The sequence below is a fragment of the Algoriphagus locisalis genome (assembly GCF_900116615.1).
GTDB classification, from domain to species: domain Bacteria; phylum Bacteroidota; class Bacteroidia; order Cytophagales; family Cyclobacteriaceae; genus Algoriphagus; species Algoriphagus locisalis.
The window spans coordinates 753738-778984 of record NZ_FPBF01000002.1; the positions used below are offsets into that span (position 1 = coordinate 753738).

27 protein-coding genes are annotated in these 25247 nt (G+C 40.8%); 23 read left to right on the forward strand and 4 right to left on the reverse strand.

The features are described from left to right. Nucleotide 1: 1 nt before the first annotated feature. From BM386_RS08390 to BM386_RS08425, 8 genes are all read left to right on the forward strand, one after another. The gene (locus tag BM386_RS08390) at nucleotides 2-1159 is read left to right on the forward strand and encodes a DUF4221 family protein (RefSeq protein WP_091692616.1); all 1158 of its coding nucleotides are present in this window, start codon (nucleotides 2-4) and stop codon (nucleotides 1157-1159) included. Further along, nucleotides 1146-2315, forward strand: coding sequence for a DUF4221 family protein (locus tag BM386_RS08395; RefSeq protein ID WP_170857061.1), 1170 nt, complete (start codon nucleotides 1146-1148; stop codon nucleotides 2313-2315). The genes BM386_RS08390 and BM386_RS08395 overlap by 14 nt, the downstream gene beginning before the upstream one ends. Next, a complete protein-coding gene (locus BM386_RS08400) occupies nucleotides 2302-3456 on the forward strand; it encodes a DUF4221 family protein (RefSeq protein ID WP_091692620.1) in 1155 nt (384 codons plus the stop codon). Before BM386_RS08395 ends, BM386_RS08400 begins: the two co-directional genes overlap by 14 nt. Beyond that, nucleotides 3449-4585: a DUF4221 family protein gene (locus BM386_RS08405; RefSeq protein WP_091692621.1), complete on the forward strand. Its 1137-nt coding sequence runs from the start codon at nucleotides 3449-3451 to the stop codon at nucleotides 4583-4585. The genes BM386_RS08400 and BM386_RS08405 overlap by 8 nt, the downstream gene beginning before the upstream one ends. Continuing rightward, the gene (locus BM386_RS08410) at nucleotides 4578-5744 is read left to right on the forward strand and encodes a DUF4221 family protein (protein WP_091692623.1); all 1167 of its coding nucleotides are present in this window, start codon (nucleotides 4578-4580) and stop codon (nucleotides 5742-5744) included. Before BM386_RS08405 ends, BM386_RS08410 begins: the two co-directional genes overlap by 8 nt. Then, nucleotides 5737-6879: a DUF4221 family protein gene (locus BM386_RS08415; RefSeq protein ID WP_091692624.1), complete on the forward strand. Its 1143-nt coding sequence runs from the start codon at nucleotides 5737-5739 to the stop codon at nucleotides 6877-6879. Before BM386_RS08410 ends, BM386_RS08415 begins: the two co-directional genes overlap by 8 nt. After that, the gene (locus BM386_RS08420; protein WP_091692626.1) at nucleotides 6872-8026 is read left to right on the forward strand and encodes a DUF4221 family protein; all 1155 of its coding nucleotides are present in this window, start codon (nucleotides 6872-6874) and stop codon (nucleotides 8024-8026) included. Before BM386_RS08415 ends, BM386_RS08420 begins: the two co-directional genes overlap by 8 nt. 65 nt (nucleotides 8027-8091) lie before the next feature. Next, entirely contained in the window at nucleotides 8092-9264 is a 1173-nt protein-coding gene (locus tag BM386_RS08425) for a DUF4221 family protein (protein WP_091692628.1), read from the forward strand. A 35-nt stretch (nucleotides 9265-9299) separates the two neighbouring features. Here BM386_RS08425 and BM386_RS24015 read toward each other — a convergent pair whose 3' ends face one another. After that, entirely contained in the window at nucleotides 9300-9431 is a 132-nt protein-coding gene (locus BM386_RS24015) for a hypothetical protein (protein ID WP_280141004.1), read from the reverse strand. Nucleotides 9432-9463: 32 nt separating this feature from the next. Between BM386_RS24015 and BM386_RS08430 the strand changes: the two genes are divergently transcribed. The 3 genes from BM386_RS08430 to BM386_RS08445 all read left to right on the forward strand — a co-directional run bounded on the left by BM386_RS08430 (nucleotide 9464) and on the right by BM386_RS08445 (nucleotide 12002). Continuing rightward, on the forward strand, nucleotides 9464-10564 hold the full coding sequence (locus tag BM386_RS08430; RefSeq protein ID WP_091692630.1) for a DUF4221 family protein: 1101 nt from the start codon (nucleotides 9464-9466) through the stop codon (nucleotides 10562-10564). 138 nt (nucleotides 10565-10702) lie between these two features. Next, on the forward strand, nucleotides 10703-11317 hold the full coding sequence (locus BM386_RS08435) for a cytochrome c oxidase subunit 3 (RefSeq protein WP_091692632.1): 615 nt from the start codon (nucleotides 10703-10705) through the stop codon (nucleotides 11315-11317). 250 nt (nucleotides 11318-11567) lie between these two features. After that, nucleotides 11568-12002 carry an SRPBCC family protein gene (locus BM386_RS08445; protein ID WP_091692636.1) on the forward strand — a complete coding sequence of 145 codons (435 nt, stop codon included), beginning with the start codon at nucleotides 11568-11570 and terminating at the stop codon, nucleotides 12000-12002. On the opposite strand, the gene BM386_RS08450 is transcribed toward BM386_RS08445, so the two are convergent. Continuing rightward, complete coding sequence (locus tag BM386_RS08450) at nucleotides 11999-12469, reverse strand: Fur family transcriptional regulator (protein WP_091692637.1); 471 nt, start codon at nucleotides 12467-12469, stop codon at nucleotides 11999-12001. The genes BM386_RS08445 and BM386_RS08450 overlap by 4 nt on opposite strands. Before the next feature lie 211 nt (nucleotides 12470-12680). Here BM386_RS08450 and BM386_RS08455 point away from each other — a divergent pair, with 211 nt between their 5' ends. From BM386_RS08455 to moaA, 12 genes are all read left to right on the forward strand, one after another. Then, complete coding sequence (locus BM386_RS08455; RefSeq protein WP_091692639.1) at nucleotides 12681-13934, forward strand: aspartyl protease family protein; 1254 nt, start codon at nucleotides 12681-12683, stop codon at nucleotides 13932-13934. A gap of 239 nt (nucleotides 13935-14173) precedes the next feature. Further along, on the forward strand, nucleotides 14174-14764 hold the full coding sequence (locus tag BM386_RS08460; protein ID WP_091692641.1) for a LemA family protein: 591 nt from the start codon (nucleotides 14174-14176) through the stop codon (nucleotides 14762-14764). A gap of 11 nt (nucleotides 14765-14775) precedes the next feature. Further along, the gene (locus tag BM386_RS08465; protein ID WP_091692643.1) at nucleotides 14776-15213 is read left to right on the forward strand and encodes a TPM domain-containing protein; all 438 of its coding nucleotides are present in this window, start codon (nucleotides 14776-14778) and stop codon (nucleotides 15211-15213) included. Further along, nucleotides 15191-16003 carry a TPM domain-containing protein gene (locus BM386_RS08470; RefSeq protein ID WP_091692645.1) on the forward strand — a complete coding sequence of 271 codons (813 nt, stop codon included), beginning with the start codon at nucleotides 15191-15193 and terminating at the stop codon, nucleotides 16001-16003. Before BM386_RS08465 ends, BM386_RS08470 begins: the two co-directional genes overlap by 23 nt. 181 nt (nucleotides 16004-16184) lie before the next feature. Then, nucleotides 16185-17360: a molybdopterin molybdotransferase MoeA gene (locus tag BM386_RS08475; protein WP_091692647.1), complete on the forward strand. Its 1176-nt coding sequence runs from the start codon at nucleotides 16185-16187 to the stop codon at nucleotides 17358-17360. Between the two features lies 1 nt (nucleotide 17361). After that, nucleotides 17362-17961 (forward strand): molybdenum cofactor guanylyltransferase, encoded by a 600-nt coding sequence (locus tag BM386_RS08480; protein WP_091692648.1) that lies wholly within the window; start codon nucleotides 17362-17364, stop codon nucleotides 17959-17961. Beyond that, the gene (gene cobA / locus BM386_RS08485; RefSeq protein ID WP_091692650.1) at nucleotides 17958-18770 is read left to right on the forward strand and encodes a uroporphyrinogen-III C-methyltransferase; all 813 of its coding nucleotides are present in this window, start codon (nucleotides 17958-17960) and stop codon (nucleotides 18768-18770) included. The genes BM386_RS08480 and cobA overlap by 4 nt, the downstream gene beginning before the upstream one ends. A gap of 28 nt (nucleotides 18771-18798) precedes the next feature. Next, nucleotides 18799-19035 (forward strand): MoaD/ThiS family protein, encoded by a 237-nt coding sequence (locus BM386_RS08490; RefSeq protein WP_091692652.1) that lies wholly within the window; start codon nucleotides 18799-18801, stop codon nucleotides 19033-19035. A gap of 1 nt (nucleotide 19036) precedes the next feature. Then, complete coding sequence (locus BM386_RS08495; RefSeq protein WP_091692653.1) at nucleotides 19037-20071, forward strand: HesA/MoeB/ThiF family protein; 1035 nt, start codon at nucleotides 19037-19039, stop codon at nucleotides 20069-20071. 105 nt (nucleotides 20072-20176) lie between these two features. Then, nucleotides 20177-20605: a molybdenum cofactor biosynthesis protein MoaE gene (locus BM386_RS08500; protein WP_091692655.1), complete on the forward strand. Its 429-nt coding sequence runs from the start codon at nucleotides 20177-20179 to the stop codon at nucleotides 20603-20605. 232 nt (nucleotides 20606-20837) lie between these two features. Next, complete coding sequence (moaCB, locus tag BM386_RS08505; RefSeq protein ID WP_091692656.1) at nucleotides 20838-21755, forward strand: bifunctional molybdenum cofactor biosynthesis protein MoaC/MoaB; 918 nt, start codon at nucleotides 20838-20840, stop codon at nucleotides 21753-21755. After that, on the forward strand, nucleotides 21739-22752 hold the full coding sequence (gene moaA / locus BM386_RS08510) for a GTP 3',8-cyclase MoaA (RefSeq protein WP_091692658.1): 1014 nt from the start codon (nucleotides 21739-21741) through the stop codon (nucleotides 22750-22752). The genes moaCB and moaA overlap by 17 nt, the downstream gene beginning before the upstream one ends. A gap of 452 nt (nucleotides 22753-23204) precedes the next feature. On the opposite strand, the gene BM386_RS08515 is transcribed toward moaA, so the two are convergent. Together BM386_RS08515 and BM386_RS08520 are read right to left on the reverse strand one after the other, a co-directional pair. Then, nucleotides 23205-23636: a hypothetical protein gene (locus BM386_RS08515; protein WP_139235873.1), complete on the reverse strand. Its 432-nt coding sequence runs from the start codon at nucleotides 23634-23636 to the stop codon at nucleotides 23205-23207. Nucleotides 23637-23833: 197 nt separating this feature from the next. Further along, a complete protein-coding gene (locus BM386_RS08520; RefSeq protein WP_091692662.1) occupies nucleotides 23834-24946 on the reverse strand; it encodes a Fic family protein in 1113 nt (370 codons plus the stop codon). Nucleotides 24947-25247 lie beyond the last annotated feature (301 nt).

The window sequence follows — 25247 nt, forward strand, 5'->3', positions numbered from 1 at the left end:
TATGAATAAACTACTACCAATTCTAATCCTTAGCGTCCTTGCTTCCTGCTCTGAGAAAACTGATTCAAAATCCTCCAACTCCAGTAATCTAAACTTCACGGTAGAAATAGACACCGTGCAGGTAGATCCCGGAGAGGATCACTTTATTTACTTATCGAGAAATCTAAGTACCTCTACACTTAGTTCCGATAAAAAAACTCTTTACAATTTCAATCCCAAAGTACCCGAATTGGAAGTAATAGACCTTGATGAGCTATCGCTCAAGGAAGTTATCAAACTGGAAAATGAAGGTCCGACCGGGATCAACGCAGCGAATTCCTATATGCCGATGATGGATGTGTCTGACAGCGGCGAACTCTTCCTAAACAGTTGGTCATACCTGATCAAGCTCAATGCAGCTAAGGATAAAATGAGCCGGTATTGGTTTACGGCGGATTCCTTGAAGGGAGACTCCTTTTCAGAAATGGAGAAAATATATCCGGAGGGAATCTTGTCCAGAGACGGGAATTTTTTCTTTAGCAGCTATGGGCTTCAGGACAATAAAAGTCCAAAAAGTGGTCTGGCAATGGTAAACCTCAACACGATGGAACTTAAAAAAATACCACTGGATATTTTTGAAAAGATCGACAAATACGCAATTGTCTTTAGTCCAGAAGAAAACAGCAAAATGTCCATTACAGAAACTGTTTTCTTTAGTTTTTTTCAGAACAAAATCCTCATCTCAACTACAGCCTTTAATGAAATCTATATACTAGACCCGGCGGATGGCTCCATTGAGTCTAAGTCCTATCACTCCGAAATTACGGATGATTTCAAAGAAGGGAATTATGATAAAAGAGCCAATTCCCAAGAGCATCTTTTTGAACTCAATAAGGATAAATTGAAAGAAGTGACTTTTGGCAAGTTTTACTATGACGATCAAAACGAGAAGTTCTGGAGATTCTCAAAGGATTTGGATCGTACGATAGCTGATTCAACTGCTTACGATGTTGTGCTTACCATTTTTGACAAAGACCTCAACCAGCTTCACGAGGAAAAGGTGGAATATTCAGAAGCCGGTTCCCTTACATTTTTCAAAGACGGCTCACTCTATTCATATATTAATCTCGAAGACGAACTGGGCTTTGTCCGAATCAAACCTACTTATGAAAAAAACTAGATTCCTATTTCTGATTTTTCTGGCAGTTTTGACTAGTTGCAGCACTAAGGAAAGTGCAGAAAACACAGAGGCTACGACTATTGATTTTTCTTATGAGATAGACACTGTGCAGGTAGATCCAGGAGATGATCATTTTATCTACCTATCGAATTACATGAATACTGCCACCCTCAGCTCGGACAAAAAACTGCTTTACAACTTTAATCCTAAAGTCCCCGAATTGGAAGTAATAGATCTTGATGAGTTAACAATCAAAGAAGTAATCAAACTGGAGAAGGAAGGCCCATACGGGATTAATGCAGCGAATTCCTATATGGCGATGATGGATATCTCGGACAACGGAGACCTCTACCTGAATAACTGGAACTACATGATCAAGCTAAACGAAGCCCGTGATCAGGTGAGCAAGTATTGGTTTACTGCGGATTCACTTAAGGGAGATCCTATGACCCAGCTCGAAAAGATTTATCCAGAAGGACAGATTTCTAAGGATGGTAAATTTTTCTATAGCACCTACGGAATACAGGATAACAAAAGTCCGAAAAGTGGTCTGGCAATAGTAAACCTCAATACAATGGAATTGAAAAAAGTACCTATAGATCTTTTTGAGAAAATAGACAAGTTCTCCATTGTCTTTAGCCCAGAGGGGAATAGCAAAATGGAAATTTCCGAGACAGTTTTTTTCAATCTTTTTCAGGATAAAATTTTAATCTCCTCCACGACATACAATGAAGTCTTTACGCTAGATCTTGCAGATGAAACTGTAGCCCAGAAGTCATTTCACTCTGAACTGACCAACGATGAGAAGGAAGGCAACTATCAGAAAAGGGCCAATTCTCGTGAAGAGCTTGATGAGCATGTTAGGGAGAAGGCCAAAGAAGTGACTTTTGGCAAGTTGCACTTTGACGATCAAAATGAGAAGTTCTGGAGATTCAGCATATCATTAGATCGTATGATCGGAGATTCTGCGACATATCAATCCGTGCTGACCATTTTTGATAAAGAACTTACCCAAATCCATGAGCAGCGGGTGAGCTACTTAATGAATGTGCCTTCCTTTTTAACCTTCTTCAAAGACGGCTCACTCTATTCATACATTAATCTGGAAGACGAACTGGGCTTCGTTAGAATCAAACCTACTTATGAAAAAAACTAGATTCCTATTTCTGATTTTTCTGGCAGTTTTGGCTAGTTGCAGCACTAAAGAAAGTGCAGAAAACACAGAGGCTACGACCATTGATTTTTCTTATGAGATAGACACCGTGGAAATCGACCCAGGGGAGCACTTAATCTATATCACAAGTGGTATGAGGACAGCTGCTGTTTCTACTGATAAAAAGATTCTATACAACCTAAATCCTGATGCCCCCGAACTAGAACTCATCGATTTGGAAGCTCTAGCCTATAAAGAATCTCTTCCTCTGGAACTGGAAGGTCCAGAAGGTATTGGTATGAACGTTTCAGATTTTGCCGTCTCGGAAAAAGAAGACTTTATTTTTCAATCTTATCAATCTTTCATAAAGGCAAATTCTAAGCTTGACCATTTCAAAAGCCTCAAGTTTCAGTCCGAATACCTATCAGGAGATACCTTAAAAGAAAACGAAGTAATCAATTTTTACTTTGGGGCCATCTACTCCAAAGATGGGGATCACCTTTTCGCTACCTATTCTGAACAGGGGCTGGGAGCCATTATTAAAGGGCTTGCCATAGTGGATTTGCAAACTATGGCGCTGAAGAAAGTCCCCATTCCTGAACTGGAATCACTTGTTGATTTTAATATCACTCGTACTGACGAGAATGGAATCCGATGGACTAATAATCCTGAGCAGGTATGGCTAATAGAGGCCAATAATAAAATTTATCTCACCCATACTGTTAGAAATGAGGCATTCATTTATGATTTGAAGGCTGGTTCCTTAAGTAAAAAGACATTTCACTCTATACTAACCGCAGACGCCAAAGTAGGCCAATACATAAAAAACACCAACAGCAGGGAGGAAATGCGAGATGCATGGGCTGAGAAAAACAAAGAAGTTGAATTTAACACATTGATTTTTGACGATACGAATAGAAAATTCTGGAGAGAAAGCCAGGATTTGGATCATATGATTGGGGATATGCGGGTGATGAAATCAGTACTAACCGTCTTTGACGAAAACCTTAATCAGCTTCACGAACAGGAGTTAGACTTTTCCATTTCTGAAAAAATGGCTTTCTTCAAAGACGGCTCACTCTATTCCTACATTAACCTGGAAGACGAGCTGGGCTTCGTCCGAATCAAACCTAGTTATGAATAAATACCTAGTTCTACTTTTACTACTTGCCATTGTAAGCTGCAATGCTGAGAAAAACTCTGAGAAATCCTCCATAGGAGATTTTGAGTTTTCCTATACAGTGGATACAGTAAAGGTGGATTCTAAGGGATTGTTATTAAATGTGCAAGGAGGATTTTTGAGCATGTCCGTATCCGCTGAAGATCAAACCTTATATTTTTTCAATACTTCTGAAAAGCGTCTTGACTTCATTGATCTAACTAATTATGAGATTAATAGATCAATCCGGTTTTCTTTGGATGGTCCAAATAGTATTGGTACCCAGACTCCCTATGAATTTAGATCCATAAATGATGGGACGATCATTATTCCTTCGTTTGATGCTATCCGAAAAGTAGATTCATCAGGACTAGTACTGGACATTTACAATTGGGACAATATTGCCTTTCAAAAAGGCAATATTCCAGAGGGTAATATCCTGAGTTTCTCTGGTGAGTACAATGAAAATGGGGAAGTTTTTTATGGAATATATGGCGTAGCTCGGGGAGGAAACAGATCAGGTGTTGGTTTGGCTATTTTAGACATTCCGAACTTATCCGTTCAAACCATTGAAGTCCCATTATTGAAAAGAACGGAGGAATACAAAGTAGTATTAGAAGGGGAAATGTCAATTTCAAGTGGAGACAAATACTTCTTTCAATTAGTAGATCAAAGGGTTCTGATCAGTACAGAATCCTTTAATTCAATAGCTGTTTATGATTTAGGTGAAGGGACTTTGCGGCAATTGGACTTTCAATCTGACTTATTACCAGCGAAAAAACCGGGAAATTTTCCAAAGAAAGTAAATAGCCAGAAAGCACTTGAAGATGCTTTACAATTAAAAGCTAAGGAAATCACTTTCGGCTCATTCGAGTGGGATGCTGAAAGGAGGCACTTCCTTAGATTTAGTTATAAGCAATTGGGAATTGACCCTCTGAGGTATGATACTTTCCTCTCTGTATTTGATGAAGATTTTAACTTGATTAATGAAGTAAAAGAGGTTCCTATGTTAAATGGAAACACTTTCTTTCACAATGGATATTTACACAAAGGAATCAACATTAATGACGAACTAGCCTTCGTCCGCTTAAAACCAAATATTACCTATGAATAAAATTAAACTTCTTACCCCTATTATTCTGGCGGTTTTGGCCAGTTGCTCTTCCAAAGAGAGTTCTGAAAGTAGCTCTACTACCTCCTCCGGAAAGATATCCTACGAACTGGATACCGTGATGGTAGATGCCGGCGATGAAATTATTTACATAAACAGGAATTTAACTACTTCAGATATATCTGCTGACGAAAAGTATTTCTACAACTTCAAAACCGGATCCAATGAACCCGGCTTGGAAATCATAGACTTGGAGAACCTCAAGCTAGAACGAGTTATCCCCATGAGCATGGATGGACCAAATGCCATCCGGTCTCCCTATATGTCCGATGTGTATTCGCTGCCTGATGGCAGATTTTATCTTTCTGATAGTTACGAATTGTATCTGTTTGACCAAGAAGGAACTAAGCTCTCATCGCTCACTTTTGCAAATCATGAGTTTGAGGGAGAAAATCTACCTGAGGAATTTCGTATAGGTCTCGACCAGGTCCTTGATCGGGAAAATAAACGCGTACTTACACTTTATGCTGACCAAAAGCTGGAGAAAGCACCACTTGGGATCGCGGTTTTTGACCTCGAAAAAGAGCAATTTTCTTATAAACCCATGCCGGCATTGAAGGAAATGGAGAAATACCGCATCAATTTCTACATAGATGGTAATCCTATGGGAGCCATGTTTTCAAACTTTGAACTCATGCCGAAGAACGATACCTTGATCCTATCCAATAGCGGTTCAAATGAATTGTTTTTCTATAATTTGAAAACAGATTCTCTCAGCTCCAAAGCATATTCCAGTCAATACACCAGTTTTGAGATTACTAGAACTTTTCCTGAGCGTGTGGACTCGGAGCCGGAATACAGGGATTTGGTAAAGGAAACCCAGAAAAATGTACGCTACGGTCCATTGATTTTCGATGAAAAGCAGGAAGTTTATTGGCGGTTTACTAAGGAAATGGATCGCATGAAAGGCGATACCATCGTGCACAAAACAGTACTCACGGCCTTTGACCAGAATTTTGATCAGCTTTCCGAAGCACTCCTCCCAGAAGAATATGTCCTAACTTATAAATTCTTCATGCGTGATGGAATGATCTATTCCTTTCTAAATATCGATGACGAAGTGGCATTTGTACGGCTAAAACCAACACTATCCTATGAATAAATACCTAGCACTTCTTCTTTCGGCAACTATTTTCGCTTCCTGTGATAAGGCTCCTGAGAAAGTGGAGGAACCCAGTTTCTCTGTTTCCCTCGATACCGTACGCGTTGATGCTAAAGGGGAAATTCTCTTTTTGAACTACTTCTTAGGAGTTTCCGCACTAGATCCTTCGCAGAAATTTCTCTACAACATGAATATGATGAAAACTGTTCTGGAGAAAATAAACCTGGAAACCCTGAAACTGGATACTCTTATACAACTGGAAAGGGAAGGTCCTAATGGCGTTGGCGGCCCTTCAACTATAATCGCCTTGGAAAATGGAGGTTTTGTATTTTCCAGTAATTACACGCTCACGTACATGGACTCCGGTTTTAAAGTATCTAATAAACTTACGCTTGCCAGAGAGAAAATTATTACTGACTTACTTACTACAGGTAAAAGCATAAGTGCACAATCCAATGGCATTTCCAGCGATGGTAGATACTTGGCGGGAATATATGAAACCTCAGAAATGTCGGACAAACCTGAGGGAATCGTATGGTTTGATCTTGAACAAGAAACAGGAAAGCTTATCCCTACTCAAGCGCTGGATTTCATCAGGGAAAATAACTTAACATTAGAACTAGACGGGGAGATCAGAGGAGGTTTTTCCACGGCTGTATTTTTTGAGCCTAGCAAGGATAAAATTTTATTCTCCCCAACTTCCAAGAACATGCTCATGATCTATGATTTGGCTACTGACTCCCTGATCACCAAAAAGTATCAAAGTAAATTAACTAGCAATGAGCAAAAACCAGGAGAATCAAAAACTATAACAGACCTCAACGAATTCAGTAAGTTGCGAGAGGAATTAATTAAAGATGTTACGTTTGGATCATGGGAACTAGATAGTAAAACCGGCTACCGCTGGAGATTTTCGCAAGAACTAGATCGCACAATCGGAGAAGATAGCCTGATCTTCAAAACTGTGGTAACGGCAATAGATGAGAATTTTGAACTGTTGGGTGAGGCGCAACTTCCGCAGGATTTTGTATTTCCATATAGCTTCAGGATTCGGGATGGGATGCCCTATGTATTTCTGAACATCGATGACGAGCTAGCTTTTATCAGACTTAAACCAACTTTTACAAATGAATAAACTCTGCTTCCTCTTATTTGCTTTTATAGCGACAGGCTGCTCCTCAGAGAAGAAATCTGAAAGCAGCGTGGCAAACGCTTTTGACTTCTCTTATACCATCGATACCGTGATGATCGATGCGGACGATGAATTTTTGTTTCTGAATATGGAGCTATACTTCTCGGATTACTCTGCCAAAGAGGGCTTACTGTATAACCTAAACCCACAATCTGGCAGAGTTGAGGTAATCGATCTTGACAATAGAAAACTAGCCAAACTGGTTCAGTACGAGCTAGAAGGGCCAAATGGGATTTTGGAAATGGCCTTAGTAGGTATAAAAAAAGCTTCCTCCGGTGATTCCTTTTTTATGAATTATTATTCGATAAACCACCTCGACTCTTCGGATAGCAAAATTGCCTCTTACAGATTGACCAATGATTTTTTGAATGGAGAGAAGCTGGCCGAAAATGAAGAAATAGATGGTATGGGACAGATAGATTCACGTGGAGAATACTTTTCAAGCTTTTATGGGAACTATCAAGAAAAGGGAGGCATACGCGGCGTAGCACAAATCCATTTAGCGGACAGCAGCCTAAGTCTTATCCCATTAGAATTTTGGGGAGACCTCGACAAGTACGAAGTAAACATGGATCAAGGTGGAGGAAGAGCCATATCGGCACCTGAGGCAAAATTTCTGGTGGCGAATGGAGAGGGTTTTATCGTCTCTACAACAGCAATAAATGAACTCTGGCAGTATAGCAAAGAGCTGGATAGTGTAATCCATCGTCAGTATTCCAGCCAGTTCACAGAAAATATAAAGCCTGGTAAATTCCCACAAACTGCAAATAATCAGGAGGAATTTGATCAGCTTATCCAGCAAAAAGTAGATGAGGTCGTATTTGGTCCATTAGTGAAGGATGAAAGTTCAGGTCGTTTTTACAGGTACTCGCGCGAGTGGGACAAAAGTGACAATAAATACACGTATGTACTCACCATTTTCGACGAAAACCTTGATCAGCTCCATGAGGAAAAAATGAGGGAAGAAGTAAGCATCCCTGGTAAGTACATGCCTGGCAGCAAGACCTTCGTCCACGAAGGGATACTATATAGTTTTCTCAATATCGAGGACGAAATGGCATTTGTGAGACTCAAACCAACATTCGATTAGGAGTAAACCCAAGGAACTTGACCAATAAGTTGGCTTTATGGATTATAGCCTTTAATTTTTAGGCAATGAAGCAGCTCTGTGTATTGGTACTTTTATTCATGATTGCCTCTTGCGAGGAAACACCGGTAGAAGTACAGCTTGCCGCAGCTAATGTCTCTCCTGAGTTTAATTATGTACTTGATACCGTTTTTATCGAGGCCGGAGAGGAGCAGATTTATCTGGAAATGGATCTGAATATGTCGGATTATTCGGCTAGAGAAGGAATTCTGTACAACCTTACTCCAGAAAGCGGGAGAGTAGAAGTGATTAACATGGAAACCTTGAAATTGGACAGTATCATCAACTATAAGATTCAAGGTCCTAATAGTGTGAAGCAGTATTTCCCTTTCGGCCTAAAGAAAACACTTTTTGGAAATACCTATTTTAAAGAATACAAAGTCCTCCACAAGCTTAACTCCGAGGGCAAAAAGATCGACTCCTACGAATTTATAAACAGAAAACTCTCCGGCGATCGACTTCCCTTTGACACCGAGATCGATGGGCTCGGGGAGATAGCAGACGACGGATCCTATTTGGCAAGCTTCTATGGCAATTTCAAAATTGGGGGAAACGTGCTGGGAATAGCGAAAATAAATCTGCTGGACAGATCTCTAAAGCTTATTCCGATTGACTTTTGGGATGAACTGAAGCAATATACCGTCACCGTAGATTATGATATTGGCAAAAGAAATAGTTCTCCCGAATTGAAATTTTTGCTATTGAATGGTCCAGATATCATTTTGTCCACCTCCGCCAGCAATGAGTTGTGGTATTATGACGCTGAGAGTGGCAAAGTCATCAATAAAAAATACCACAGTCAGATCACTGCTGATAAGAAATCCGGTAAGTACAGAGAGGACATTACGGATCAACGCTTATTTATGTATTGGGTGAAGCGCAAAAATGACGAGGTGACCTTTGGACCTTTGCTCAAGGATCACAAGGCCCAACTCTTCTACCGCTATAGTCGTGAACTGGACAAAAGCGATCCTCAGAAACCAAAATATGTCTATGTATTAACCGTCTTTGACGAGACACTAGAGCAGCTCAATGAGTACAGATTGCAGGATAACATTCCGATTATAGGCAAATACTTCGAAGAAAAAACCTTCGTACACAAAGGCTCCATCTATTCCTATTTGAAACGCAAAAACGAGCTAGCCTTTATCCGATTAAAGCCAAGTATTGAAAATGAGTAACACCTCGACACCGATGTTCGTGTCACAAACATCAGCTAACCACCACCGTGGTCTGTGTCCTCAAAGACCAATACTAATAATAGAAAAGACAAAATCGGTTTCTCAAAACCGCCGATGTTCATGTCAAGAACAGAGGCTTTATCAAAACCGTAAAGAAGATCATGCATCAGCATAAAATTTTGAATCTATCACTTTCCAAATGACAAAATACTTACCTCTCTTCATCATTCTTTCAATTGTTGGTTGTGCTGAGAAAAGCCAGAAAAGTGGACAGTTAAAAGATCTGGAGTTTTCATATACAATAGACACTGTGAGTATTGATCCAGGGGAACATTTGTTTTTTTTAGGACATGGATTGCCAAAGGCAAAGCTGTCTCCAGACGAGCGATATTTGTATTTTTTCGATGACTATAATACTACATTCGACAAGGTAGATTTGGTAGAAAATAAGTATGCTGGGACTATTCCTCTAGACAAGGAAGGCCCAAAAGGGATTGGTTCTGGGTTTGATTATGCTATTAATCCTGACGGCTCCTTTTTAGTATTAACAAGAAAAAACTTGCTTCACATAGATGAAAAGGGTGATTTACTTACTTCTGAACCAATAGTAGATAGTTTATTTGAAATTGATCAAGAAAAGCAGTTTTTTAGATATGCTCAATTATCCTCAGATCAACGATACTTTTTTGGGCTTACTTCAGCTAACAACCAAGGACGCCTCCTTGGATGGATCGATAGATTGGATTCTATGTATCACGAAGTGAAAGCTGATAGCATGGCCTATACTGAAAATCTAAAAATAGATCTCGGGGCAATGTCGATTTCAGGTATAAAAGAAGTCAAATACCTCAACAAGAAAATTTTGCTATTCCACGATGAGGGGATAGATATCTACAGTCTAGATCCAACAGATGGGAATTGGGAATTCCATGACAATAATCCTAAACTGATAGAAAAGCGAAAGCCTGGAAACTATTCAAAGACTGGGGAAATAGCAGATGCCTCTAAGATCCTAGCGGAAAAAAATTTAGAAGTCTATTACCACCCCATGGTTTATGATTCTGAAAACAAAAGGTACTATCGGGTAGCAAGTAAGAAAAGGGAAAACCAATCAAGAGGTACCGTTTCTGATCAAGTCCTATTTATTTTTTCTGAAGACTTTGAATTGATTCATGAAGAAGATTTATCTGATTTTTCTACACCTCTTACTGGATATTTCATCAGAGATGGAAAATTCTGGATGAAAAATAATGATACTGAAGAATTAGAATTTCTTGTATTTGATTTTCAGCTGAATTGATTCAAATAGGATAAGAACTGTGTCCTCTGCGCTGTCTCCGCGTCCTCCGTGGTTTAAAACAACCGAAGGTCAATCATCATGGCACAACTCAATTTACATTTTTCTGAACCTTCATCCCTCTTGACTGTTTTCTGAGTAATGAGACCTTCCAAGCAACAACTCTCCCTATTTCAACGGATTGAAAGACTGCATCCCTATGAGACCATGCTCTATCTGGGCATGTTTGGAAGTGGACTCATCTTCTTATTTCTGACTTTTGCGTTTCTGGTTTCCTCCCGAAATCTTCTGGCAGGCATGAACCAAACCGTGCCACTTGCATTTCTTATATCCACTTTTTTATTGGTAGTCAGTGGCTTCTCAGCGACCACTATCCGAATTGCATATCAGGAAGAAAACACCAACAAACTACTCAGCACCCTCAGAAATACGGTACTTCTAGGTTTTGCCTTTACCGTTTTACAGATTATTGGCTGGTTTGAATTGAAAGCAAAAGGCATAGAATTCACAGGAATCCCAAGTGGTAGTTTTCTTTACGTACTCAGCGGCATACATATTTTTCACCTATTAGGGGCAATGATTTTTGGCTTGATTCTCTTTTTCCAACTTGAAAAAAGCAGAACGGATGAAATAAAAAAGTTAATAATCCATACCAATCCCTTTGAAAAAATGCGTGTTCGCTTATTCACCTTTTACTGGCATTTTATGGATGGTATTTGGCTAATTCTTTTCCTGTTATTTGTCCTTAGCTTTTGAAAAATGATGAAATCGAGCTAGTCGAAAACGACAAGCATCACATAGGAATGGATAATGCCCAAGTAGCCACTGTTTTAGCAGATAAGCCTATTGTTATGGCGGGGAGGGGTGACGCAGCAGTGAGCCAGCGGCTGGTTTGCGCGCTGAAGCTTTGCTGGCGTCTTGGCCTTTTGGTTTTGGGCCAAGCCAATAGAACAAAGAAATCTAGGCTGACTTCTATAAAAGAACTAAAGATCTAACACTCAAAAAAATGAAAATCAACCTCTCCACTCAGGTAAACCAAGATTACCTCTCAGTAAAAAACGGCTTTGACGAAACGCTCTTCACTAAGCTAAGTCCGCCATTTCCACCCGTGAAACTAGCCAGATTTGACGGTTCAGAAGTTGGAGATTTGGTATCTTTGGAATTGAATTTCTTACTTTTCAAGCAAAACTGGACCAGCGAAATCACCGAAAGCAGCACCACTGAGTCGGAATATTTTTTCGTTGATAGTGGCACAAAACTTCCCTTTTTTCTGAAAAAATGGAGACACAAGCACAGAATCATCAAACACGGAAAAAATTCGATTATCCGGGATGAAATCGAGTTTTCTGCTCCTTTTGGACTGGCTACTTTGCTTTTATATCCTGCGATTTACCTTCAGTTTTTGTATCGTAAACCCATCTACAAAAAGATTTTCGCTTAGATCTCCTGAAGATTTTCACAATTCTCAATCTCGCAATCTCCATACAGCACCAGGGAGTGGGTTCTAATTGCTGATTGAAATGATTTTCCTATTTCTTCCTTGATCTCGTTGATTTTGGGATCGGAGAATTCCCGGATTTTGCGGCATTGATTGCATACATGGTGATCATGATGCTTGTAGGTAAGCGCCTGCTCGTAGAGCGCTACTTTGTCTTTGAACTGGTGTTTGACAGCTAGCCCACTTTCCACTAGAAGATCAAGCGTATTGTAAATAGTGGCCCGGCTGATGGTGTATCCTTTGTTTCTCATACTGAGAAACAGCCCCTCCACGTCCATATGCTCGTCTTCTGGAAGGGAATAGAGTTCATCAATTACTGAAAATCTCTCAGGAGTTTTCCTGCTTCCTTGCTTGGTAAGGAAGTTTTCAAAGATTTTTTTAGCCTTTTCAATGAGGGCCTTGTCTGCCATGGGTTTGATAGAATTAAAAATAAAGATGAGTCATTCTCAAATTTTTGGCAAACCTGATCAAGCAATCTCAGTAATTTGGTTTCAGTCTAATTAAAATAAGACCTAATTATTCAGTAAACAGACCTTTAGAAATTGGTAGTTTTTCTAAGATTCCGTATAATATTCCCAAAAGACAGTAACTTATTAGGACGATCCGGGTTTTCAAAACTATATGTATAAACGCTTACCCCTATTCCTTATACTTTTTTTCATTGGGCAGATACTATGCAAAGCACAGGTGCCTGGATTCTTCATGAAGGAGGATAAACGCAAGGTGACATTACCCTTTTACTCCTCAAACAGTCTGATCATCCTGCCGGTATCGATTAATGGAAGTACCCCTTTAAATTTCTTAATAGATACAGGTGTCCGCTCTAATATTCTTTTTAGCAAAACTCTCGGAGACGCGCTGGATTTGGAATACACGCGTAGGATAAAACTAGTAGGCGCTGACGGCACGGAAGATTTAATGGCCTCAGTATCTCCGATTAACAACTTTGATTTAGGCCCGATTGAAGGGATATTCCAAAGTTTACTTGTGTTGGAACAGGAGTTTCTTGAGCTAGAGTCTGTGATCGGGATTCCTGTTTATGGGATCTTGGGCTACGAGTTTTTCAAGTATAATCCTGTGAAGATTAATTATGACGATGGGAAAATAATTTTTTACAAATCGGGTGCACTGAAGTGGAAACCGCTGTTCTACCGAAAGGTAAACATGGAAGTTCTCGACAATAAACCCTACATCAATGTGACGGTAAAGCAAAAAGACGGATCTGTACTGAAGCCAAAACTACTCATCGATACCGGAGCAAATCATGGCCTTTTGCTTAACCGTGAGACGTCCGAAAACATCACCATGCCATCACTTTTTATAGAATCCGCTTTGGGGCAAAGTCTCGGAGGGATACTTTACGGCTACGTGGGTCGGATAGATTATATGAAGCTGGCGAATTTCAAGCTGGACGAAGTCCTCACTTCTTATCCAAATGAAACCCCATACAGCTATGTGATCAAAGAATCAGGACGTTCTGGAAGTTTGGGAGCTGAGGTGCTTGGACGCACCAGACTTATTTTTGATTATCAGCGAAACCGTTTGCTCGTTCGGAAAGCAGAGAATTTTTATGCGCCTTTCCAATTTGACATGAGCGGGATGTCCTTGAAAAAAATCATAGATGATGACAATAGAATATATATCTCCGAAGTTCGTCCAGGTTCTCCCGCCGGTAGAGCTGGATTACAAGCCTACGATGAAATAATGGTAATCAATAAAGTCCCTACCTTCATTTGGGATCTGGCGGAAATCAACAAGTTACTTAGATCCGATCCTGGAAAGAAAATCGAATTGGAGGTCCGTAGGTATGATGGAGATGATGTCAGCAAATACACAGATCTCAAATTCACACTAATCCTTAAACAGCAGATTTAAGGAAGTAATTTCTTGCGTTCAGATAAAAGCGGTAATTTTGAACGAAGGAAGGCTGAATAATCAAACCTCCTATTCCAAAATACGTGAGTATTCAAGTTGTAATAAAACAATTATAAACAGATGAAATCGAGCATGACTAAAAAGTCACACATTGGCATGATTATACTCACTGCGAGATTCCATCCCGTATCCTTCGTCACGGGACAGGTTGTGACCTTTAAAAATCAAATTCTAAACACATGAAAAAATTCTTAATTCCTATTGGCATCCTTCTGGTGCTTGGTATTTTTATTTACACCAAAGCAGTTGGAACGTATAACACTTTTGTCCAAAAAGAAGAAGTGATCAATGGACAGTGGGCTGAGGTAGAGACCCAATATCAACGCCGCTCTGACCTAATACCTAACTTGGTAAATACAGTGAAAGGCTATGCGGATTTTGAGCAGGAAACCTTGACAGGCGTGATCGAAGCAAGGGCAAAAGCTACTTCTGTAAACGTGGATGCATCAAACCTTACTCCTGAAAAACTAGCCGAATTCCAAGGCGCTCAGGACAATCTTTCCGGTGCATTAGGCAGATTATTGGTAAGTGTGGAGCGCTATCCTGAATTAAAAGCAAACCAAAACTTCCTTGAGCTACAGGCTCAGCTGGAAGGCACAGAAAACAGAATCGCCGTAGCCAGACGTAATTTCAACCAGTCTGTACAGGATTACAATTCCAATCTCCGCACCTTCCCAAACAATATCTTTGCGGGTTGGTACGGATTTGAGCAGAAAGGCTACTTCGAGGCATCCGCAGGAGCCGAAAATGCACCTACTGTTCAGTTTTAAAAACTACCATTATGGCTGAGAAATTATTCTCAAAAGCAGACCGGGAAGCTATCGTCAATGCGATCCGGTCTGCTGAAGTTTCCACCTCTGGAGAAATTCAAGTTCACATAGAAAGTCGCTGCAAAGGAGATGTCCTAGATCGTGCGGTGAAAGTGTTTGATACGCTGAAAATGCATCAGACCAAAGATCGAAACGGGGTTTTATTTTACCTCGCAGTAGTCGATCACCGTTTTGCGATACTCGGCGACAAGGGCATCAACGAGGTAGTCCCGGAAGATTTCTGGGAGAAAATAAAAGAACACATGACCGACTTATTCAAGCAAGGTCAATTTACACAAGGTCTGATCGACGGCATCCACAAGGCTGGCGAGCAACTTGGACAGCATTTCCCGTATCAGGGTGATTCAGACATAAACGAACTTCCTGATGAGATTTCTTTTGGGTCATAAGATCCTACCAATACCATTTATTCTCCTGTTTTTCGTCATTGGCCTTCAGGCTCAGGACTTTCCCCCTGTGCCCAATCCACCAAAGCTGGTGAATGACTTTACCAATACCCTTTCCACAGCTGAACTAGCACAATTGGAAAGTAAGTTGGTTGCTTACAATGACAGCACCTCCACCCAGATTGCTATCGTAATGATGCGATCTGTAGGACAATATGATATCGCTGACTATGCCATCCGACTGGCTCAGTCTTGGAAAATAGGTGGTGCTGATAATAACAACGGCATATTGATTCTTGCCGCTATGGAAGACCGCAAAGTCTTTATTGCGACAGGGTATGGTATGGAAGGTGCAGTTCCTGATGCTTTGGCAAAACGGATCGTAGAGAATCTGATTCTCCCCAATTTCCGTCGTGAAGCCTATTTCCAAGGACTGAATGAAGCAACTGATATGATTTTCAAACTGGCTTCCGGTGAATACAAGGCAGAGGATTTGGAGTCAAAAGGAAACTCCGGAGGGGCCATTTTTATGATCCTTTTCTTGATCTTCATTTTCATCATTCTCCCACTTCTCAAAAACAGAAATGACAACAACAACCACATGGGAGGAAGAAGCGGAGGAGTAGATCTCTGGACCACCATCATGCTGGCCAATATGCTTGGCGGCGGCGGCAGATCTTCTGGCGGCTTCGGCGGCGGTGGCGGATTTGGTGGCGGTGGCGGTGGCGGAGGAGGCTTCGGAGGTTTTGGAGGCGGTGGCTTCGGCGGCGGTGGAGCTGGCGGTAGCTGGTAATCCAAATTCTGACACTAGTAAAAACGCTTTGATTAGCGTTTTTTTTTGCGCAAAAATTACCTGAGCTTCATTGTAGAAAGTGGTTTTGAAAATGAAAATGCTTCCTGAATCAAATAAATACTTAGAAAAGTAAGTATTTATACGTAATTTTTTATAAGTTTAGCCAAGATTAGAATACAAGATGATTTCAGTTTCTGAAGCTTTAGCATTAATTAAAACTCACACGAGCCAATTACCAAAAGTCGAAATTCCACTCAGGGATTCTTATGGATGTTTTTTGGTGGAAGAGCAGGTAGCTCCCATAAGCTCACCATCATTCAGGCAGTCTGCAATGGATGGTTATGCTTTTCGATGTGGAGAAATCTATGAGCTGGAGGTCATCGGAGAATGCAAGGCCGGTGATGCTCTGGAATTTGATCTGCAGGATAATCAGGCTGTGAGAATCTTTACAGGTGCGCGCGTTCCTGATCAGGCAGATACAGTCATCATGCAAGAGCATGTTGAGGTAAACGGAGAGAAAATTTCCATTCAGAAAATGCCTGAAAAGACTACGAATGTGCGGGCAATCGGCGAACAAGTACAGGTTGGTGAACAATTGCTCCCAGCTGGGACAAAGATCACTGAATCCATAATCGGCTTTTTGGCTGGATTTGGAATCTCTGAGGTTTTAGTCTTTAACAAACCCAAAATTACCCTTATCGTAACCGGAAATGAACTTCAGGAGGCTGGTAGTCCCCTGAAGCCCGGATGCATCTATGAGAGCAATGCGATCATGCTGGAATCTGCACTGAAATCAAGAGGATTTGATTCAGTGCAGATTTTAAAAGTTGCCGATGATTTGGAAGCTACCAAAAAGTCTGTTGCGCAAGGTCTAGAGGCTGATGTGCTGCTGATCTCTGGCGGTATTTCTGTTGGTGACTATGACTTCGTCAATGAAGCATTGCAGGCCAATGGAGTTCAGGAGATTTTCTACAAAGTGAATCAGAAGCCAGGTAAACCTCTTTGGTTTGGAAAAAAGGGCGGTAAACTGGTTTTCGCATTACCTGGAAATCCCGCCTCATCCTTGACTTGTTTTCTGATTTATGCACTATCAGCTCTGAAAATCATGTCAGGAAATCCTGATGTTGACTTAAATTTCCAGACCGGAGTTCTGAAGCATCGCACGTTTAACAAGTTTGGAAAGACCCTTTTCATCCTCGGAACAGAAAAAAATGGTGAGGTAGAAATTTATCCAAAACAGGCCTCTAGCATGTTGATTTCTTATGCTTTGGGAAATGCGCTGGTATTGATTCCTGAGAATTTGGAAGTTTTGGAAGCAGGTGAAACCGTTCAATTCTTGGCAGTAAACAGAAACTAAGATGAATGCGACACCAAGCACTTGTACTCAAGATATTTCGGCCTATGTCCTCTGTGGAGGAAAAAGCGTTCGTATGCAAGAAGAGAAAGGTTTGGTCCTTTACAAAGGCAAGCCTTTTATCCGCTGGATTATTGAGGCGATTATGCCCATTACTTCCAATATTATTCTGGTGACCAGCAATGGTGATTACAGCTTAGTGGGCCTGCCAATGATTGAGGACATTTATGCAGAAAAAGGGCCAGTTGGAGGGATATATACTGCTTTAGAGCACAGCAGTACTGAGCAGAATTTGATTCTAAGCTGCGATATTCCAAAGATTAATACAGCATTGTTAAGCAAAATCGCAGAGGAATCAAGCGTAAATGATTCACACGTCACCTTTGTCAGCGATGGAAAGAATGATTATCCCTTAATAGGCATATATAAAAAGACTGCAGTAAAAACCTTCGCTGATGCCATTTCAGCTGATAAATTGAAACTTTGCCCGCTGGTGAATATGATCTCTCATCAGAAAATCATTATCAATTCTGATGAAAAGGCTCATGTTCAAAATGTAAATAGTAAAGCCGAATTACTCTCACTCAACCTACTTGACCAATGACAACACTCACTGGAAAATCACCGAAACTCACTCTCCTAGGTGCAGGTCCTGGCGACCCGGAACTACTTACTTTGAAAGCAGTAAATGCGCTGAACAATGCAGATGTGGTACTCTATGATTCCTTAGTAAATGAGGATATTCTGGCTCATGCGAATCGTGCTTTGCTAGTTTTCGTAGGTAAACGAAAGGGGAATCACAGTCATACGCAGGACGAAATCAATGAGCTGATTGCGGATTATGCCATGGAATTTGGCCACGTAGTACGCGTTAAAGGCGGAGATCCTTTTGTGTTTGGTAGAGGAAAAGAGGAGGAAATTTATGCTTTGGAAAATGGTATAGAAGTAGAAGTGATCCCAGGTATTTCTTCCAGTGTGGCAGTTCCTGCTTCGGTAGGAATTCCTGTAACCAGTAGAGGAATAGCGGAAAGTTTCTGGGTAATTACAGGCACCACAAGTGAGAGAGAACTTTCAAAAGATCTGACTTTGGCAGCCCAATCATCTGCTACCGTAGTGGTATTAATGGGCATGAGCAAGATCGCTGAGATCGCCGCTATCTATACCAGCGTGGGTAAAGCTGATTTGCCTGTAGCAATCATCCAAGATGGAACAAAATCAGCCCAAAAGGAAGTGGTGGGAACCATTCAAAATATAGTAGAAATCAGTCAGAATCAAGGAATAAAAGCACCCGCAGTGATTGTGATTGGCGAAGTGGTGCATCTGGCAAGAGTGAAAAAACAACTCCAGGAAGATTGGGTTTTGGAAGACGAATTTATTTTTCAAAACCTGAATACCTTGCCGTTTAGTAATTAATCCCAGCGATCTGTATTAACTTGAAGCTATGATTACAGTAAACTATTTTGGAAATATTGCCGAAGCCACTCAAAGTGACTCTGAAACACTAGACCAGAAATCTATGAGTTTGGAGGAGCTATTGAATTTGCTAGATTCCAAATATGACATTAGAAAATTCCAGTTTCAGGTTGCCGTTAATCGTAAAATCATACCAAAGCAGCAAGTTTTGACTATTTCAGATTCAGACGAAGTTGCGCTTCTTCCACCATTTGCAGGAGGTTGAAATGGAAAGATTCCAGCGTCAAATAATTCTTCCCGGAATCGGGACTTCCGGTCAGCAAAAGCTAAAATCCAGTCGTGTGCTGGTCGTGGGAGCTGGAGGTTTGGGCTGTGTTATCTTGCCATATTTAGCCGCTGCTGGAATAGGAAAAATCGGAATCATTGATGGAGATAAAATTGAAGAGTCCAACCTTCACCGGCAAGTCTTGTACGCTTCGGAGCAGATCGGTCTTTACAAAGTCAAAGAGGCGGCAGATGCTATTATCAAAAAAAACCCTGGCCTAGAAGTTCTGGTGTATGAGGAGTTTTTGACTGCAAAAAATGCACCTGAAATCTTTTCTGACTTTGACCTGATCATAGATGCTACAGATAATCTGTTTATCCGCTATGTCATCGACGATACATGTGTTGCCTGCGGCAAACCTTTCGTCTATGGATCTATCCACCAATTTCAAGGACAGGTATCCGTTTTCAATTACGAAGGTGGTCCGACTTACCGGGATATTTTCCCCGAGGAAAATAAATCTGCACCGAATTGTGCCGAGGCTGGAGTACTGGGTACGACGGTTGGTTTGATTGGAATGCTTCAGGCAAATGAGGCGATGAAAATCATTTTGGGAATCGGAGAAGTGCTTTCCGGCAAACTTCTGATCTACAATTTACTGAACAATACCCAGCAAGTATTTGAATTTGGTAATGCACCCAAGTCAGAAAAGCGGCATATTTCTGCTTCATTTAAGTTGATTACTGCGGAGGAAGCTCTTTTGGGTGAGTCAGTTTTGTTGGATGTGCGAGAGCAAGGTGAAATGCCCCAAGTGAATCTAGAAAATGTTCAACAGATTCCGCTTTCCATTTTGGAAAAGGAATTGGGAAGCTTGGATAAAAGTGCAGAATTTAGAATCTTTTGCCAATCTGGAGTCCGAAGTAGAAAGGCAGCTGATTTACTATCCCAAAAGGGATTTGAGAAGTTGAAGTTGATTCGCGGCGGAGCACAAGACCTGCTACTTGAAACAGAAACCAATAGGATAGAAAAGGAATGATATATCTAAAAACTACTTATATAAAGGGTTGAGGTTCAAATTTGGTAATTCCCCCTTTAAAAAGGGGGCAAGGGGGATTTTCTCTTGTAAACCTAAAAACAATAAATGAAAAAAGTATTTCTTGAGGGAGCTATCTCCCCTGAATTTATAGCAGATTCCATTGCGAAGCATCAAGGCAAACATAGCATTGGCGCACATAATATTTTCCTGGGTCAGGTACGAGCAGATGAAGTTGGTGATAATAAAGTCGTAGCCATAGAATACACGACGTATGAGGAAATGGCGAATGAAAAGCTTCATGAAATCCGAGAAGCAGCTTTCGAAAAATTTAACCTGACTTGCCTACACATTTACCATAGTCTGGGAAAAGTGGGCGTTGGAGAGATTTGCATTTTCGTCTTCGTTTCGTCACCGAGAAGAAAGCAAGTTTATGAGGCTACAGAATGGCTAGTGAATCAAGTAAAAGAGCATGTCCCAATTTTCGGGAAGGAGATTCTGGACAATGCCGACCATCAATGGAAAGTAAATAGTTGAGAAATTTAGAAGCCTAAAGTCTGAATTCTGAAAGGGGATTGAATAGATTGGTAGAGACTGAGTCAAGTGTCATCCTGAGTAAGAAAAATTGACAAAAGAGTGATGGCGGTGTCGGACTGAGCGAAGTCGAAGTCTATTTTAAAGCAAGTAATATTATTGTCCTCGACTCCGCTCGGACTGACACTCGAAGGGTCATAGTTTAGACTAACAAGAGTAGAGATTAAAATTAGAAATGGTAGATATCACACATAAAGTAACCACACTTCGTACGGCAAAAGCTCAGGCGATTGTACATGTTAGTTCGGAAGAGACGATCGCTGCAGTGGTGGAAAATCGGGTGCCAAAGGGCAATGTGTTCGAAATGGCGAAGGTGGCCGGACTTTTCGCAGTGAAAAATACCCACATTACCATTCCGGATTGTCATCCTCTTCCTGTGGAATACACTGCCGTGGAATATGAAATTGATGGCCTGGAAATAAGGATTTACATCACTGTGAAAACGGTGTATAAAACTGGAGTGGAAGTAGAAGCCATGCATGGAGCTTCAGTGATTGCGCTGACGATGTATGACATGCTGAAGCCGATTGATAAGGGAATTGTAATCCGGGAAATCGGGTTGGTAGAGAAGACTGGTGGGAAATCCAGTTTCAAAGACAAAAACCCGAAACTCATCCAAGCGGCTGTGGTTGTTTGTTCAGATTCTATTTCCAAAGGAATCAAAGAAGATAAAGCTGGAAAAGTGATTATGGATAAGTTGAAATCACATGGAGTAGAAGTGACTTCCTATGAAGTGATTCCGGATGAATTGGAGCTGATTAGAGCGAGGACTTTCGAACTTACGGAGAAGAACCAACTGGTGATTTTCACCGGTGGAACTGGCCTTTCTCAAAGAGACGTTACTCCTGAAGCCTTGGAGCCGATATTGGAGCGAAGGATTCCTGGCGTGGAAGAAGCCATTCGCAGTTATGGACAGAAGATTATGCCATTTGCGATGCTTTCCAGATCTGTGGCAGGAACAATTGGTGACAGTATAGTTTTGGCTTTGCCGGGATCAACTAATGGAGCGAAGGAATCAATGGATGCGGTTTTCCCGCATGTATTGCATGTATTTAAAATATTAAAAGGAGCCAATCATGACCCAATCGGGTAATATTCAGGAGCTAAAAGATCGATTTGGGCGTGTCCACAATTACTTGAGGATTTCGCTTATCGAGAAGTGCAATCTGCGCTGTAGCTACTGCATGCCCGCTGAAGGAATCCCATTAAGCCCAAAAGCTCACCTGATGAGCGCGGAAGAAGTGCTGGAGTTTGCCAGAATTTTTGTGGGCTTGGGAGTGAATAAAATCCGTCTCACTGGAGGGGAACCTCTGCTTCGCAAAGACATAGGAGTCATTCTAGAAGGACTTTCAAAAATGCCAGTGGAAATATCTCTGACTACCAACGGTTTGCTCGTCGATAGGAATGTGGATAACTTTCAAAAGCTTGGAATTAAAAAGATCAATTTCAGCTTAGATACGCTGAAAGAATCCCGCTTTCAGGAACTGACAAGAAGAACAGGCTTTCAGAAAACACTGGATAATTTTGAGCTACTACATGACAATGATTTCGATCTGAAAATCAACGCTGTCCTAATCAAAGGAGTAAATGACGATGAATTGGTGGACCTAGTAAATATGACCAAAGACTACAAGGTCTCGGTTCGTTTTATAGAATTCATGCCTTTTGACGGAAATAGCTGGGACAGATCTAAGATGGTTTCCGAGAAGGAAGTGCTAAATCATCTGGGGGCTCATTACGGAGTTGATCGAATTTTGTCCCTACCGGATGAAGCTAATTTCACTGCCCGAAAATTTAAGGTTCAAGGCTATAAAGGTGACTTTGGAATTATATCTTCCGTAACCAATCCATTCTGCGGTACCTGTAACCGGATCCGTCTGACAGCCAATGGTCGCATTAAAAACTGTCTTTTTTCCAATCAGGAAACCGATTTGCTTGCTGCAATGCGGGCCGGTGAAAATGTGGAAAACTTAATTTTGGAATCCATTCTCAATAAAAAAGCAGTGCGAGCAGGAATGGACAGTATGGAGAAATTATCCGACCCAGCACTTCATTCTGATAATCGAAGTATGATTGCGATTGGGGGGTGACGCACAGCTATGATGAGTGGGGATTAGAAAGCACTAACCTCTCGTCTCGCGCATAGCCACGCCTTGATTAAAGTTTAAAAATTATGGAGGACTTTCTTATCCTCACGAAAGTATCCCGAGCGATAAAACCCCATTCATTCATAGCATTTGTTGGGCTTTCGTGTTTTCAATTTCTTTAGTCAGTTAGTCCCAAATGTTCAGGATTATGTTGTTCGATCGAGATTAGGCTTTCCTGAGAAATTCAGTTCTAGAGTTCGTGAGTTGATACTTTTTACCTGGCTTTTCCACAAGCCCGTTTTTTGTTAGCCATCCCAAAGCAGTTTGAATTTCTTTATGAGTTGGAACGGATTGGTTAATTCCATCTGCTATTTGGAATATTGATTCAAAGTTCGCTGCTTGCTATTCACTCGCAAATGCAGTTGACAATAAAATCCATGAAATTGTCTGACTACTCATTTGTTCTTATACATCTTCTTCCTTGTTTTATTATTTGTAATGTTCAATAAAATTAGTCCAGTCCATCTTTTATTCGCATAAAGTTCCTCTGGTTCCTTGTCGAGCACTTCTATTTCCACATTGTCTGCTATGAGTTCATTTGCTAGAAAATTTCTTACTCCTTCATTGATGTCAAGGCTAATTGGAATTCCATCTACAACCATAACAGGCAAATCCTCATTGTCCGATTTCATCATTGGTCGAGTCGGTTTAAAGAACCGATTTTGTATCATCGTTAGTTGGACTTGTTTAGTTGTGTCTTTTAATGAAGTCAACCAAGCAAGATTCTCACCACTCGTCATTCCTATTCCATATGCTGGCTCTGAATTCTGGCAAAATCCCGGAAAACAGATAGTTAGAATTAGTGATATGATAATTAGTGATTTCATTTACTCCTAAGTTTTAGCATGAAGCCCAACATTTTTATATACGTAACTTCCGAAGCCAATTGCTTGAATATTTCCAATATCCACAGGTCTTAGGGAAACATCAAGACTAAATTAAGAATTTCGGTCAGCTAATTTAAGATGAAAGAGGTGAATTGGAAATCCAAAGATCAATAAATCGAGATTCGAGAAAGGGGTTTCTACATTATCAACTCATAATTAGTGCTTCTGCCACCGGCCACCTCCTTTTGTAGAATTCCTTTTTCTATTAAATCATTGATATCCCTGACGGCTGTGTCTTTGGAGCATTTTGTGATTTTCGCCCATTTGGAGGAAGTTAATTTCCCCTCAAATCCGTCGAGAAGCATATTCAACATTTTCTGCTGGCGTGCATTCAGAATTGTTTTAGCATGTTCTTTCCAGAAGTTGGCTTTGATCAAAACCGTTGTCAATGTGGAATTGGTTGATTTTAAAGCTCCAGAAAGACAATTTAAAAACCAGAGCATCCACTGAGTTATATCTAAATTTCCTTGTTGGGTTTTCTCTAAGATCTCGTAGTACTGCTTTCTTTCTTTCCTGATCTGGGCAGACATGCTATAAAATCTCTGGGTACTTTGATCAGATTGAGCTAATAACATATCCGTCAATGCCCTAGTGATTCGTCCATTACCATCTTCAAATGGGTGAATGGTCACAAACCAAAGGTGTGCTATGGCTGCTTTTAAAACCAGGTCTAATTCTTGGTTCTGATTATACCAAACTAAGAATCGGTTAATTTCTTCTGGAATAAGCTCAGAGGCAGGCGCTTCAAAATGAATCTTTTCTTTTCCTAATGCACCTGAAACAACTTGCATCGGACCAGTAGTGTCATTTCTCCAATCAGCGACTCTAAGTTTGTACATACCACTGCGTCCAGTGGGAAATAATGCTGCGTGCCAATCAAATAGTCGTTCTTGGGTTAATGGGGCAAAGCAATTTTTCGTAGCATCAACCATCATATCAACCATACCGTCCACGTCTCTATCAGATTCTATTGATCCTGCGATTTCCATCCCTAGTTTGCGGGCAATGGACGAGCGTACCTGATCAAGAGATAAAATTTCGCCTTCAATCTCTGAAGACTTAATGACATCAAGGGAAAAGGCATCAAGTTGTGCTTCGTTCTGGAGTTCAAAGCCAAGAGATTCCATTTTTCCAATTAGCCTTCCTTGGAGATTTCTGACCTCGCTGAGAGGTTTAATTAAGGAAGTGATTTCCCAAGTGAAGATTGGCCATTGCTGTTTCTGATGTATGTAAGGCTTTAATCGCGGCATAATATGCTATGAATATATGGCCATTTCGGGACAACTTGAAGATATTCACCTTATTTTTTGCGACGAATATAGGCTCTATTCGACGTATTTTTGGCTAAAAACCTGATTTTGGAGTCTATCCTCAACAAAAAAGCCGTCCGTGCCGGATTGGATAGTATGGAAAAATTATCCGACCCTGCGCTTCATTCTGATAATCGAAGTATGATTGCGATTGGGGGGTGATGACGATTTTAGATGAGTAAGGAGTCGTGGACTGTTGCCGCAGCGGAGGATCCTCAGAGGACACTCGTATGCCCTATTC